The 13401-nt window shown below is 51.9% G+C and carries 13 protein-coding genes; 5 read left to right on the top strand and 8 right to left on the bottom strand.

The features are described from left to right. Positions 1-220 precede the first annotated feature (220 nt). The 5 genes from cysC to cobA form a co-directional block, all read right to left on the bottom strand. Complete coding sequence (gene cysC, locus P2G85_RS05665) at positions 221-841, bottom strand: adenylyl-sulfate kinase (RefSeq protein WP_275863128.1); 621 nt, start codon at positions 839-841, stop codon at positions 221-223. 15 nt (positions 842-856) lie between these two features. Next, a complete protein-coding gene (locus P2G85_RS05660; RefSeq protein ID WP_275863127.1) occupies positions 857-2590 on the bottom strand; it encodes an SLC13 family permease in 1734 nt (577 codons plus the stop codon). A 206-nt stretch (positions 2591-2796) separates the two neighbouring features. Beyond that, on the bottom strand, positions 2797-4227 hold the full coding sequence (gene cysN, locus P2G85_RS05655; protein WP_275863126.1) for a sulfate adenylyltransferase subunit CysN: 1431 nt from the start codon (positions 4225-4227) through the stop codon (positions 2797-2799). Positions 4228-4247: 20 nt separating this feature from the next. After that, complete coding sequence (gene cysD / locus P2G85_RS05650; protein ID WP_275863125.1) at positions 4248-5156, bottom strand: sulfate adenylyltransferase subunit CysD; 909 nt, start codon at positions 5154-5156, stop codon at positions 4248-4250. Between the two features lie 60 nt (positions 5157-5216). Beyond that, the gene (gene cobA, locus P2G85_RS05645) at positions 5217-6086 is read right to left on the bottom strand and encodes a uroporphyrinogen-III C-methyltransferase (RefSeq protein WP_275863124.1); all 870 of its coding nucleotides are present in this window, start codon (positions 6084-6086) and stop codon (positions 5217-5219) included. A gap of 270 nt (positions 6087-6356) precedes the next feature. On the opposite strand from cobA, the gene P2G85_RS05640 reads away from it, so the two are divergent. After that, positions 6357-6932: a Crp/Fnr family transcriptional regulator gene (locus P2G85_RS05640; RefSeq protein ID WP_275863123.1), complete on the top strand. Its 576-nt coding sequence runs from the start codon at positions 6357-6359 to the stop codon at positions 6930-6932. Between the two features lie 53 nt (positions 6933-6985). Here P2G85_RS05640 and dbpA read toward each other — a convergent pair whose 3' ends face one another. Further along, positions 6986-8365 carry an ATP-dependent RNA helicase DbpA gene (gene dbpA / locus P2G85_RS05635; protein WP_275863122.1) on the bottom strand — a complete coding sequence of 460 codons (1380 nt, stop codon included), beginning with the start codon at positions 8363-8365 and terminating at the stop codon, positions 6986-6988. Between the two features lie 145 nt (positions 8366-8510). On the opposite strand from dbpA, the gene P2G85_RS05630 reads away from it, so the two are divergent. Further along, positions 8511-8963, top strand: a complete 453-nt coding sequence (locus P2G85_RS05630; RefSeq protein ID WP_275863121.1) for a GNAT family N-acetyltransferase — start codon at positions 8511-8513, stop codon at positions 8961-8963. 85 nt (positions 8964-9048) lie between these two features. Here the strand turns inward: P2G85_RS05630 and P2G85_RS05625 are convergent, their stop codons facing one another. Then, positions 9049-10152, bottom strand: a complete 1104-nt coding sequence (locus P2G85_RS05625; RefSeq protein ID WP_275863279.1) for an RNA-guided endonuclease TnpB family protein — start codon at positions 10150-10152, stop codon at positions 9049-9051. A 111-nt stretch (positions 10153-10263) separates the two neighbouring features. On the opposite strand from P2G85_RS05625, the gene P2G85_RS05620 reads away from it, so the two are divergent. Further along, positions 10264-11121: a DMT family transporter gene (locus P2G85_RS05620; RefSeq protein WP_275863120.1), complete on the top strand. Its 858-nt coding sequence runs from the start codon at positions 10264-10266 to the stop codon at positions 11119-11121. Positions 11122-11166: 45 nt separating this feature from the next. On the opposite strand, the gene P2G85_RS05615 is transcribed toward P2G85_RS05620, so the two are convergent. Further along, on the bottom strand, positions 11167-11766 hold the full coding sequence (locus P2G85_RS05615; protein WP_275863119.1) for a LysM-like peptidoglycan-binding domain-containing protein: 600 nt from the start codon (positions 11764-11766) through the stop codon (positions 11167-11169). 278 nt (positions 11767-12044) lie between these two features. Here P2G85_RS05615 and P2G85_RS05610 point away from each other — a divergent pair, with 278 nt between their 5' ends. Both P2G85_RS05610 and P2G85_RS05605 read left to right on the top strand, forming a co-directional pair. Continuing rightward, positions 12045-12665, top strand: a complete 621-nt coding sequence (locus P2G85_RS05610; RefSeq protein WP_275863118.1) for an FKBP-type peptidyl-prolyl cis-trans isomerase — start codon at positions 12045-12047, stop codon at positions 12663-12665. 153 nt (positions 12666-12818) lie between these two features. Then, positions 12819-13298 carry a DUF2780 domain-containing protein gene (locus P2G85_RS05605; protein ID WP_275863117.1) on the top strand — a complete coding sequence of 160 codons (480 nt, stop codon included), beginning with the start codon at positions 12819-12821 and terminating at the stop codon, positions 13296-13298. The last annotated feature ends 103 nt before the right edge of the window (positions 13299-13401 follow it).

Genomic DNA, 13401 nt, shown 5'->3' with positions numbered 1-13401 from the left:
CACGCTTAAGGAGCTTTAGGTCACCGGTGACCCAAAGCTCCTTAAGCGGTTCCGTGACCTTTTCCGGCGATGTTTCACGAGCCCGTGAGCTGGTTGCACAACCTTTTGGCCAACTATGATCCAAAAGCTTCCCAAGCAGCTCAATGACCTTTTACCCACCGATGATCCAAATGCTTACCAAGCGGATCATTGGGCCAACATTCAACGCGCGCAGGACAGGCTAAGCGCAGATCACACCAAGGCGTGTTAGCTCATTTAGGCACAACTCCACCAGCTCATCAACACGCTTATCACCGGCAGGCAAATCGATTTCCGGCCGCTCCGGCGCTTGGTACTCTGAATCAATCCCGGTGAAGTTGGCAATTTCCCCGGCGCGGGCTTTACGGTACAAGCCTTTGGGATCGCGCTGTTCACACACGGCCAACGGCGCGTTGACAAACACTTCGATAAACTCACCCTCCGGCAACAGCTCGCGCACCATCTGACGCTCGGCACGATGAGGAGAAATAAAGGCCGACAGTACGATCAGTCCGGCATCCGCCATCAGTTTAGCCAGCTCTCCGATCCGGCGGATGTTCTCGCGCCGGTCTTGCTCAGAGAAACCTAAATCACTGCACAAACCGTGACGAACGTTGTCGCCGTCCAGCAAATAAGTATGGTAGCCAAGTTGTACCAGACGGGTTTCCAGGGCTCCGGCCACGGTGGATTTACCGGCCCCGGACAGGCCGGTAAACCACAATACGGCCGGCTGCTGCTTTTTCAGCTGCGCCCGGGTGTGTTTGTCGACAGCATGCTCATGCCAGACAATATTTTCATCTTTTTGCACTGTCTCAGCAGTCATAACGTTTCCTTGTAATCAAAGCGGATAAAACGGGAAAAAAATCGGGATCAGGGTCAGGACCAGCAGCGAATAGACAATCGAAATCGGCACTCCAATCCGCACGTAGTCGCGCAGGGTATAATTGCCGACGCTGTACACCAGTAAATTGGTCTGATAACCATACGGCGAGATGAAGCTGGCGCTGGCACCAAACAACACCGCCATAATAAACGGCATCGGATCAACACCATAAGCCACGGCCATGCTGTAGCCGATCGGAAATGATAACGCCGCCGCCGCATTGTTGGTGACCAGCTCGGTCAGTACCAGGGTCATGATATAGGTTGCGACCAGAGCGCCAAACACGCCCCATCCATTGAAGGCTTCAATGAACATCTGCCCCATCTGCTGGGATAACCCGGAAGAGATCATCAGTTGGGCGATCGACAGGGCCGAGCCGACAATCACCACAATATCGACGGGAAAACGCCGCCGCAGTTCACCAAGCTGGACAATGCCACAGGCGAGCAAGCCAAACAGATACACCGCCAGGCCCTTAATGATCGGCACCCAGCCCAGCAGGGCAAGCCCGATCACGGCGGCAAAGCCCAACAACACCAACGACGACTTATGCGCATCCAAACGGGCGCTGGAGTCAAGATCATTGAACAGGACAAACTCTTTACCGTGCAGGCGGCGCTCGGTCTCAAACCGCTTGCCCGGCACCAGCACCAGGGTGTCACCCGGTGCTAACGCAATGTTGCCCAGCCCCCCTTCGAGGCGCTCATGACCACGCCGGATGGCCACCACGACCGCATCAAAGCGATCGCGGAAGCGGCTCTCTTTCAGCGTCTGGTGACAAAACGTCGCCGAGGAACTGACCACCACTTCAATAAAGTTCTGCCCGTTCAAATGCTGCTGGCCAAACAGGGTCAGTCCCGGAATTTCCTGTAAGGTCGCAACGCTTTCCACATCACCGCAGAACAGCAGGCGGTCTTTGGCCTGCAACACAAAATCCGGCCCTACCGACGGGACACTGACCCCATCGCGGATCACCTCGGCAAGGAAGAGCTTGCGCAGAGCACGCAGGTTGTTGTGTGCAATTGTCCGCCCCACCAGAGGCGAGCCGGGTTCAACCCGGGACTCAAGAAAGTAAGGTAACTCCTCCTGACCCAGGTCATCATAATTAGGCAATAAGTAGCTCAGCGGGATCAGGATCAGTACCCCACCAACCAGCACCGCCAGCCCGATCGCACTGGGAGTAAAAAACTCCAGGCTGGGCAGACCAGCATCTTCGACAAAACTGTTGATGATCAGATTGGTGGAAGTGCCGATCAGGGTTAACGTTCCCCCGAAGATCGCCGCATAAGAGAGCGGGATCAGCAACCGTGACGGTGCGTGCTGGCGGTTGCGCTTGATCGCCCCGATCAATGAAACCACCACCGCGGTATTATTGGTAAAAGAAGACAACAATGCGGTGGAAAATCCCAGCTTGGCCACCACACTGCCCAGACGCCCTTCGGATATATTGCGGCTCACCCAGCTGATCAGTAGGGTTTTTTCCAGCGCGCTGGAGGCGAGGATCAGCAACACCAACGTCAGCAATGAAGAGTTGGTAAAGTTGGCCGCCACGCTGTTCAGTTCCACCATCCCCGCCAGAAAAGCGACAAACGCTGCCCCGGCAAACACATGACTGGGTTTGATTTTCGTCACGAGCAAACAAGTGATAATGCCGAGCAAAATCGCTAAAACAAAGCCTTGTTCCCACATAACTTATGCCTGATCCTTACCCAACATCCACAATGCCGGAATGACGTGTATACCCCGCCAGTGCAAGGGAGCACACTGTCCTTGCCAGGCAGAAACTGAAACCAAAAGCTAAAGAAAGCCCATTGAGTGTGCCGGATGCCGGTACGCTGACAGGCCAGAAAGACCTTGCATTGAGACGCCACCGCGCCCCAATGCGGCCAGCCGCGTTACGGCTTGAGTAACTGGCTGATGTCTTTGACTTCCCAGTGCGGGAAGTGCTTACGTACCAACGCGTTAAGCTCAAGTTCAAACGCAGAGACATCCGTCGAGGCACGCTGCAATGAGGTTAAGCTCTCGCGAACCAGGCCGGCCCCGACCGTCACGTTACTCAACCGATCAATGATGATGAAACCGCCGGTATCTGCGCAGTCCTGATAGTTATCCAGCGCGACCGACTCGGTCAGTGACCACTCACACCGGCCAATTCCGTTCAGTGGCAGCTCGCCGGCACTGTGGGTTTCGAGGCTGTTGATGTCGTATTGATGACGGATGGCCTCGACACGGCCCAGCGTTTTCTTGCCAGCAATCTTAATGTCATAGTCACGCCCCGGTTGCAGCGGCTGCTCGGTCATCCAGACCACATCGGCCAGCAGGTGGTTACTGGACGCCACTGGCGCACTGTCTAACACAATCAAATCGCCACGACTGATGTCGATTTCATCGGCCAGGGTCAGCGTCACCGCCAGGCCGGCCTGCGCTTGTTGCAGATCACCGTCAAAAGTGACGATGCGCTCAACCGTCGAGCTTTTACCGGAAGGTAACGCCTTAACGCGATCCCCAACCTTGATCGAGCCGGATGACACGGTGCCGGCAAAACCACGGAAATCGAGATTCGGGCGGTTAACGTATTGCACCGGGAAGCGGAACTCACCCGCGCCTTTCTCTTGATCTACATCGACCGTTTCCAGCAACTCCAGCAGTGACGGGCCGTCAAACCAGGCCAGATTCTGGCTCTTATCCACCACGTTATCGCCTTCCAGGGCGGAGATCGGGATGATCTGGATGTCGATATCGCCACTGAGTTTTTCTGAAAACGTCAGGTATTCTTCACGGATCTGCTCAAAACGAGCCTGTGAGTAATCCACCAGGTCCATCTTATTCACCGCCACCACAAAATGCTTCAAACCGAGCAGATTGGAAATAAACGAGTGGCGACGGGTTTGATCCAATACCCCTTTACGTGCATCAATCAGGATCACCGCTAAGTCACACGTCGACGCTCCGGTCGCCATGTTACGGGTGTACTGCTCATGCCCCGGTGTATCCGCGATGATGAACTTACGCTTTTGGGTCGAGAAATAACGGTAGGCCACATCAATGGTAATGCCCTGCTCACGCTCCGCCTGCAGGCCGTCGACCAGCAAGGCCAGATCGGGGCGTTCACCGGTGGTACCGACACGCTGGCTGTCGTTATGTACTGCGGCAAGCTGATCTTCGTAAATCTGTTTGGAGTCATGCAGCAAACGACCAATTAAGGTACTCTTGCCATCATCTACCGAGCCACAGGTCAGGAATCTGAGGAGTGACTTGTACTGGTGTTGTTTTAGGTATCCTTCGATACCAAGCTCGGCTAACTGAGCTTCAACTGCGCTATTCATTTTCTTTCCTTAGATCCTTGTTAGAAGTAACCTTGACGTTTTTTCAGCTCCATCGATCCGGACTGATCGTGATCGATCGCCCGCCCCTGTCGCTCACTTGACGTCGCCACCAGCATTTCTTCAATAATCCCGGTCAGCGTATTGGCCTCAGATTCGATCGCCCCTGTCAGCGGGTAACAGCCCAGGGTACGAAAACGCACGCTCTTGTGTTCGATCTTCTCACCCGGCTCCAGCTGCATACGATCATCATCAACCATGATCAACATGCCATCGCGTTCCACTACCGGACGTTTGTCGGCCAGATACAACGGTACGATCTCAATGTTCTCCAGGTAGATGTACTGCCAGATATCCAGTTCGGTCCAGTTAGACAGCGGGAAGACGCGGATGCTCTCGCCTTTGTTCACCTGACCGTTATAGGTTTTCCACAGTTCCGGACGCTGGTTTTTCGGGTCCCAGGTGTGGTTCTTATCGCGGAATGAGTACACCCGCTCTTTAGCCCGTGACTTCTCTTCATCGCGACGTGCGCCGCCAAAGGCCGCATCGAAACCATACTTGTTCAGTGCCTGTTTGAGGCCCTGGGTTTTCATAATATCGGTATGCTTGGATGAACCATGCACAAACGGGCTGCATCCCATCGCCAACCCTTCCGGGTTTTTGTGTACCAGCAGTTCAAAACCGTATTTCTCCGCCGTACGATCGCGGAACTCGATCATCTCTTTGAACTTCCAGTCGGTATCAACATGGAGCAATGGAAAGGGAATCTTACCCGGGTAAAAGGCTTTGCGTGCCAGATGCAGCATGACCGACGAGTCTTTGCCAATCGAGTACATCATCACAGGGTTATCAAACTCCGCAGCCACTTCACGGATAATATGAATACTCTCCGCTTCGAGCTGTTTAAGGTGAGTTAAACGTTGTTGGTCCATGGTTCGTTTTTCCTTGTAAAGCTTGCAGGCTTGTTTCATCCTTTACTCTTGCGTTTGAGACTATAGCGAATGGGCAACGGCACTCTCTGAGGCCTGAGTCGCCGCTGAAAACCAGTCCAGCTTGTGTGCCAGTTGCACCACTTCGCCGATGACGATCAGCGATGGTGACTGGGCATCCTGTGCCAGCTCAGCCAATTGAGACAACTGGCCGGTAAATACCTTTTGCTGCACCTGGGTACCACGTTCGATGATCGCAACCGGCGTTGTCGCTGAACGGCCGTGTTTAATCAGTTGTTGCTGAATGTGCTGGGACTTCATCAGGCCCATGTAGATCACCAGCGTCTGGTTGCCGCGTGCCAGCGTCGACCAGTCCATCGCGTCACTGTCTTGTTTCAGATGGCCGGTAACAAACAGCGCAGACTGAGCAAAATCGCGATGGGTCAGTGGGATCCCGGCATAGGCGGTCGCCCCGGCAGCCGCGGTGATCCCCGGCACTACCTGAAAACGGATCCCGGCTTCGGCCAACACTTCCAGCTCTTCGCCGCCGCGGCCAAAGACAAACGGATCGCCGCCTTTGATCCGCACTACACGCAGGCCCTGCCGGGCGAAATCAACTAACAACTGGTTGGTTTTGTCTTGGGGTACACTGTGGTGACCGGCGCGTTTGCCGACACAAACCAAAGTGATATGACTTGGGATCAGCTCCATGATTTCTTCAGACACCAGGTAGTCGTACAGCACGACATCCGCCTGCTGCAGGCAGTTGAGCGCTTTGATGGTCAGTAACTCAGGATCACCTGGCCCCGCCCCCACCAAGGCCACTTCACCCGGCTGTAATGGCTGTCTGGCATAGCGAGACACCGATGGAACAGGATTGTTCGCCACCAGTTTTGGCTTCTGTACTGGGAATGGGGTTACGCTATCTGCCATGTGCTTACTCATTGTCCTTTGAAATCGCTGTAAGGGGCATTATGGCGGGCTGGTCATATTACCTGAAATTCTAAAATTTCATTTTTTATTCAAAAAACTGCTAAGAAGCTTTTGTTTGGTCTCATATAAAAATTGCCTCAGCTCAGTTCACTGCGGGCTGAACTAACGGGTTCAATGTCGGTGATGCTTCAGCACGCGGTGGAAAGAGAGACGTGGACGTGCGGGAAAAACGGATTACAATGAGGGCAAATGGATTAACTTTACACTGCGATGCAAAGCAATATTATCTCTCGCTTATCTGCACAGGGGTTCAGCGAAACCGAGGCAGCACAGATTGCCGCTCACGGTGAATGGCTGGAACTGCCGACACGGCATATTCTGAATCATCAGGGGGACTTCTGTAGCCATATTTACTTCATTCAGCAAGGCCTGTGCCACGCCAGTTATCTGACGGAGAACGGCAAAGCGTTCAGTAAGGAGTTTTACTGGGAAAATGATTGGATAATTGGCTTTGAAGGGTTAATCAAACAGCAAGCCTCCCCCTACCTGCTGGAAACGCTGACCCCGTGCCAGTTGTTCTGTCTACCGATTGAGGCCCTGCAGCAATGGCGCGCTGAGCGGCACCCGCTGTATCTGAAGCTGCTGGAAACCCAGCTGATGTACAAAGAAAACAAAGAGCGCTTTATGTTGCTCTATACCCCGGAAGAACGTTACCAGCTGTTCTGCGAGCATTACCCGGATTTGCAACAGCGGATAACTGACAGCCAGATTGCGGCATATCTTGGCATCACGGCCATCAGCTTAAGCCGGATAAAATCGCGCCTGAAGAAAAACAGCGCAGACTAAAAACACCAAAGGCGCTTCATTCGAAGCGCCTTTGGTTTTATGGGGTTATCCGATTATTTCAGAATGCGAGCACGGAACTGACGGCCTTTCATCTTGCCGTGACTGATGGTCTGCAGCGCTTTCTTTGCCACTGACTTTTCTACCGCCACATAAGCGCGCATCGGGAACAGGTGGATCTTACCCACTTGTGCGCCAGAGATACCGTTTTTACCGGTCAGGCAACCGAGGATATCACCAGCACGTACTTTCTGTTTCTTACCACCATCGATGTTAATCGTCACCATTTTCGCCTGGTATGGCTGTTGCTTAGATTTCGCGGGCAGCGTCGCCGGCACCACATCCATCTCCAGGTATTCTTCAATACGGGCAACGCGCAGGCCGTCTTTCTCGCCAAAGAAGCTAAATGCCAGCCCTTTACTGCCAGCACGGCCAGTACGGCCGATACGGTGCACGTGCACTTCTGGATCACGCGACAGTTCAAAGTTGAACACCGCATCAAGGTTATCGACATCCAGACCGCGCGCCGCCACATCGGTTGCGACCAGAATCGAGACGCTCTTATTGGCAAACTGCAGCAGTGCCTGATCACGCTCGCGCTGCTCAAGGTCGCCGTGAATATCTATCACGCTGAAACCTTTGTGATGCAGTTCATCGGCGACATTCTGTACTTCTTTTTTAGTATTACAGAACACCACGGCGGATTCCGGCTGATGGGTTAACAGCAGATCGGCCAATGCTTCATCACGCGCCTCAGAACCTTCTACCTGGTAAAAGTACTGCATAATACTTGACGTGTCGTGGGTCGACTCCACTTTGATTAACTCTGGCGACTGCATGATCCGCTGAGCGATTTGTTCGATCTTCTCAGGGAAGGTGGCACTGAACAACAGTGTTTGACGCTGCTTCGGCGCCGCGTCAATAATGGCATCCAAAGCATCCTGAAAGCCCATCTCCAACATCCGGTCCGCTTCATCCAGCACCAGGGTATTCAGCTCGGCAAGATTGATCCGCCCTTTTTCCAGATGATCTAAAATACGCCCCGGAGTACCAACCAGAATATGGGCGCCATGCTCCAGAGAACCGATCTGCGGCCCCATTGGCATGCCCCCGCACAATGTCAGCACTTTAATATTATGTACACCACGACCCAAGGTACGGATCTCTTTGGCGACCTGATCCGCCAGCTCACGGGTTGGACATAGCACTAAAGACTGTACACGGAACCGCTTCACATTTAAGTTAGACAGCACCCCAAGGCCAAACGCGGCAGTTTTCCCTGAACCCGTCTTCCCCTGCCCAATCACGTCACGCTGGTTTAAAATCGCCGGCAGACTCAGTGCCTGGATCGGTGTCATATGGGTGTAATTGAGTGACTCAAGCGTGGCAAGTAGTGCCGGGCTTAGCCCCACTTGGTCAAAAGTTTGTTTGCTCACAGGGAAGGAACCTCAGGTAGGAAAGAAAAGAGGGCACATTATCGCCAGATTTTGCCCAATGACCAGCGAAAATTAACCCTTGTTAATGAGCGAGCGGCAAAAAGCCCGTAAAGTCAGGCACAAAGCAATTAGAGGTTCATACACGATGATCAACTGGGTAACACTGCCTTTTTCTCAACTCTCCACTTATCAGCTGTACGATATGCTGCGCTTGCGTGTCGATGTATTTGTGGTTGAACAAACCTGCCCCTATCCCGAGCTTGACGGCAAAGACACCCTAGCGGGGGTATATCATTTACTCGGCTATCAGGATGATCAGCTGGTGGCATGCGCACGGTTACTGCCTCCCGGCACCACTTACGCCAACGTCAGTATTGGCCGGGTCGTAACCAGAGAGAGTGCGCGGGGTGGCGGCCTTGGCCATCAACTGCTTGAGCAGGCGATCCGGCAGTGCCAAACTTTTTGGCCCAAGCAGACGATTGATATCGGCGCGCAACAACACCTGACGGCTTTCTACGCCAGCCACGGTTTTGGGGTTATCTCAGAGAGTTACCTTGAAGACGGCATCCCCCACGTTGATATGCGTCGAGAAGGCTAATTGACATCCTCTCCTAGCTAACTCGCTAGGGGATTCCTGTTTCACAGCGTATTGCTTAACGGTCGAGTGACCAATTAAGTCTTACTTACGCTCCACAGGCTAACACGGTCTGCCCGACCACTTTGATATTTAAAGCTGCGTTCTGGTCGCGGTCTAATTGAGTCTTACACTCAGGACATTTCCAAGAACGGATATGTAATGATAAGGAATCAACAACGTGACCACAGCAATGACAGCGCTTAGAACTTGGATACCACTTATCAACTTGAATAAGTGTGCGTCCGTACCAGTCTGCCTTGTAAGCCAACTGGCGTACAAGTTCAGACCAATTAGCGTCTACGATTGCTTTGGCAAGTGTGCGATTCTTGATCATGTTTTTAACGCTCAGACTCTCACAGCTAATCAATTGGTTTTCTTTTATCAATTGCGAGGTCAGTTTGTGGGTAAAGTCACGGCGACAATCAGCGATTTTCGCTTGGATGCGTGCAACTTTCTTTCTGGCTTTATGGAAGTTGGTAGAGCCTTTCTTTTTCTTGGAAAGGATGCGTTGCGCTTTCGCTAATTTCTTAGCGTAACGCTTAGTGTGGTTGGGATTGCCAGATTTAAACCCATCGGAGGTAATAACAAGGTCTTTCAAGCCTAAATCAATGCCGACTGTATTTTTACTAATCGGTAGTGGTTTTGGCTCGAAACGACAAAGACAAGATACAAAGTAGCGACCAGCACTGTCTTTGCTAATGGTGATTGTGGTTGGTTCGCTTGGTAGTTCACGACTCCAACGAATATTAAGTGGTTGTTTGGACTTGGCAATAAATAGCTGTCCGTCACGGTACTTAAAAGCGGATTTGGTGAACTCAGCAGACTGTTTAGAGCGCTTCTTTTTAAAGGTAGGGTACTTAGCTCTCCCCTCAAAGAAGTATTTAAAACCCGTTTGTTGGTGGCGCAAAGATTGTTGAAGTGGAACGCAAGAAACTTCATTAAGCCAATTAAACTCAGGCTCTTTTTTAAGCTCAGTTAATCGGCTAGAAGCAGTATTGTAGTTCACTTTAGTTTGTTCGTTATAGAACGAATCAGTGCGCCATTTTAGGATCGAGTTATAGACAAATCGCACACAGCCAAACGTGCGCTCAAGTAATTTTACTTGCTCGCTTGTTGGGTAAATGCGGTATTTATAAGCTCTTTCTTTCATATTCACAAGAATAGATCATTTTTTGTGAGTGTGAAGAATATTAAATTAACTACGAGGAGCAGCGTTCCTCCCCTCGCTCTTTCGGAAGGGATATCCACGCTGAAATATTTGATGAAGCCACACCAACTAGCGCTGCTTCTGCTCGTTGCCGGCAATCTGGCGGCATCATTATCAGATGTGGCGGTCAAGCTGATTGATGGGACCCTTTCGCCGTTTCAATACATGTTTCTGCGTCAGTTGGTTACATTGGTGCTCCTGACGCCTGCATTTCTTTCTCGACCACACCACCAACGAAGATTGCAGCAAAAAGGAATCACACTGCTGCGGGCTCACCTGATTCTGATTGGTAGTGGCTGCATGATGATCGCCATTACTCATTTGCCGTTAGCCACGGCCAATGCGGTGTTTTACGCCGCACCACTGCTGATGCTGCCTCTTTCAGCATGGCTACTGCAAGAGAAACCGAGTGGGAGTAAGATTATCGCGACCGCGTTAGGTTTTGCTGGTGTGTTGGTGGTGCTCAGGCCGGAAAACTTCCACTGGGCAGGTCTGTTCGCGCTTGGTACGGCAACCACCCTGGCACTGTTTAATATTCTGGTACGCAAGTTACCCGGCTCGCAACCGGTGATCACAACATTATGGTGGACCACCGTGCTTTCTCTTCCCATATCAGCTCTGTTAGCGGGATACCATTGGCAACCGCTACAGGCGGAACAGCTGCTGCTGGTCTTGGTCAGTGCGGCGTGTATTCTGAGTTACAATGGCCTGGCAGTGATGGCCTATCAACGCGCCCCGGCTGGTGAGATCGCGATGGCGGAGTATTCTGGACTGATATTTGTCACTGCGTTTGGGCTGATATGGTTTAACGAAATTCCGGACTGGCTGACTGCGGTGGGAATTTTGATGATTATCTTACCGCTGCTGCCGCTACGCCACTCTCCATGGCTCAAACGTTGCCGCGGTAAATAACGGAGTGCTCAGGCTCTGGCACCCCGGCGAACACATGACGGAAGGCTACTTGTTACGACCAAAGGTGCCATCCGACAAACGGAAGAACATCACCGAATTACCACTTTTTTCCAGCTGGAGCATGTCTAACTGCCCATCCTCGGTCAGCTTAAAGCGGATTAGCTGGCCTTGCCGGATCTGACTGAGCGGTTTATCGCGCCCCTCAATTTTAACTAAGGCATTGAGATCGCCCATCGACAACTGATTATTGCGAAAGACTTGTGCCAGCGTATCACCATTCTTAACCTGATATTCTTGCCATTGATTCGATTTCTGCACTGCCACTTGCGCCGATGATTGCTCACTCAGGCTGGTCGCATCAAGCTGAACCGCAACGCGTTGTGTCTCTTGAGCGGACGGAGATTCTCCCCGTGTTGACTCCGGTGTCCTGGCTGGAATGAGCAGCAGGATCGTGAGCACCGGCACCAAGATCATCAACGCACGCTGATGAAACTTCGGCAACCGTTGCCAGTGCTGAACAGCAGGTTCAAGTTTGCGGCGCCAGTCAATCTTTACCCGTGGCTGCTTCCAATCGAAAGCAGCGAGTTTGGCTTTGATCAACTCAATATAGTCGACTTGCTGCTTTTTCTTTCTGCGACGATTCATCCTACTAAGCCCCTTAAACTTCTTGAGTCGCCAAGCGTACTGCCCCGTTCAGAGCATGACAACACTTGGTAGCTTCAGTATAAAAATACCAGCGCGGAGAGTATATAATTTTCACCGAAGGAAAATCCGTTTTGACTAAAATTGGCAGAAATTTCACTTGGAGTAAGAGATAAGTCACATCATGAGGCCTGTTTGACGCCAATATAGCGCTACCATTTAAACCTGTGCGTGAAACTGCTATCCTGTCTGCTTTCTCACTCCTAACAAGAGCGACTTTCATGTCTGAAATTAAATTTGAAACTGTAGAGCAAAAAGCAAGCTACGGTATTGGTCTGCAAATGGGTCAACAACTTGCAGGTGCTGGTCTGGAAGGCCTTAATGTTGATGCTATCGCAGCGGGTATTGCGACAGCACTGACTGGCGAGATGCCATCGATTGAAATCGACGAAATTAACAAAGCACTGCAAGAACTGCACACTCGCGCAGAAGCTGCGCGTCAAGAAGCGGCTAAAGCTGCAGCTGCAGACGGCGAAGCATTCCTGAAAGACAACGCACTGCGTCCAGAAGTAACCGTACTTGAGTCTGGCCTACAGTACGAAGTGATCACTGAAGGTAACGGTGAAGTACCGACTTCTGACAAACAAGTACGCGTTCACTACCACGGTGAACTGACTGACGGTACCGTATTCGATAGCTCAGTATCTCGCGGCCAACCAGCTGAATTCCCGGTAACTGGCGTGATCAAAGGCTGGGTTGAAGCACTGCAACTAATGCCTGTCGGTTCTAAGTGGAAACTGTACATCCCACACGATCTTGCTTACGGTGAGCGCGGCGCGGGTGCAGCTATCCCTCCGTTCGCAGCACTAGTCTTCGAAGTAGAACTACTAGACATCCTATAATTGAGCCTCGCTCACATATAGTCTCTCAGGCGGCGCATTAGCGCCGCTTTTTTTGTCTACAATAAAGTAGGACAACACGCCTGCCCGCAACCAGCCATCTCATGAACTGATAATACCAATCTGGATAAGTAACGCATTGTAAGGAGCTTCCCTATGGATAAACGCGCGTCGATCTGGTTACTGCTCTCACTGGCCACAACCCAATCCTATGCCTTCCTTGACACCATCGTCGAACAGGATGAACAACAAAGCTTAATGGATATGGTGGGCAATGGATTGTACAGCGAGCCTTCACCAATCACTGAGCTTTTGACCGGTCAATTGCCTATTTCCACCGAACAAGCGACCACAGGCAGTGGCGCACTGCTGGCATTGGCCCAGAGTCAGCTTTCAGCACAACATAGCGAGGAACTGCAATCCTTCATCCCGGGTTTGTCGGAATTAGGCAGTGTGCAGAGCCTGCTGGGTAATGTAGAGAGCCTTCAGAAGGTGCAAGCCGTGTTTGAAAGTGTGGGATTGGATCCGTCGATGATTGGCCAGTTTGCTCCGCTGATAATCGGATACCTCAGTGAGCAGGGGGCGAGTGACGGGCTGTTGACGTCGTTAGGCGGTCTTTGGTCTGGCGCAAAATAGCGCCCGGTGCGCTGGCATACCAGGATGTGGCCAAGCGTTGCTCTTGTCACTAACACTCTAAACAGTGCAGAAACAAAAAAGCCGAGCTAACGCTCGGCTTTTT

Origin of the sequence: Vibrio sp. CAU 1672 (genome assembly GCF_029223195.1) — a bacterium.
Classification (GTDB): Bacteria; Pseudomonadota; Gammaproteobacteria; order Enterobacterales; family Vibrionaceae; genus Vibrio.
Note: the sequence above shows the minus strand (reverse complement) of the source record. Positions and strands in the feature narration are given on the sequence as shown.

Excerpts from the sequence above, each read along its gene's own strand:
- cysC (WP_275863128.1), bottom strand. The coding sequence starts at position 841 with ATGACTGCTGAGACAGTGCAAAAAGATGAAAATATTGTCTGGCATGAG.
- P2G85_RS05660 (WP_275863127.1), bottom strand. The coding sequence starts at position 2,590 with ATGTGGGAACAAGGCTTTGTTTTAGCGATTTTGCTCGGCATTATCACT.
- cysN (WP_275863126.1), bottom strand. The coding sequence starts at position 4,227 with ATGAATAGCGCAGTTGAAGCTCAGTTAGCCGAGCTTGGTATCGAAGGA.
- cysD (WP_275863125.1), bottom strand. The coding sequence starts at position 5,156 with ATGGACCAACAACGTTTAACTCACCTTAAACAGCTCGAAGCGGAGAGT.
- cobA (WP_275863124.1), bottom strand. The coding sequence starts at position 6,086 with ATGGCAGATAGCGTAACCCCATTCCCAGTACAGAAGCCAAAACTGGTG.
- P2G85_RS05640 (WP_275863123.1), top strand. The coding sequence starts at position 6,357 with ATGCAAAGCAATATTATCTCTCGCTTATCTGCACAGGGGTTCAGCGAA.
- P2G85_RS05630 (WP_275863121.1), top strand. The coding sequence starts at position 8,511 with ATGATCAACTGGGTAACACTGCCTTTTTCTCAACTCTCCACTTATCAG.
- P2G85_RS05625 (WP_275863279.1), bottom strand. The coding sequence starts at position 10,152 with ATGAAAGAAAGAGCTTATAAATACCGCATTTACCCAACAAGCGAGCAA.
- P2G85_RS05620 (WP_275863120.1), top strand. The coding sequence starts at position 10,264 with ATGAAGCCACACCAACTAGCGCTGCTTCTGCTCGTTGCCGGCAATCTG.
- P2G85_RS05615 (WP_275863119.1), bottom strand. The coding sequence starts at position 11,766 with ATGAATCGTCGCAGAAAGAAAAAGCAGCAAGTCGACTATATTGAGTTG.
- P2G85_RS05610 (WP_275863118.1), top strand. The coding sequence starts at position 12,045 with ATGTCTGAAATTAAATTTGAAACTGTAGAGCAAAAAGCAAGCTACGGT.
- P2G85_RS05605 (WP_275863117.1), top strand. The coding sequence starts at position 12,819 with ATGGATAAACGCGCGTCGATCTGGTTACTGCTCTCACTGGCCACAACC.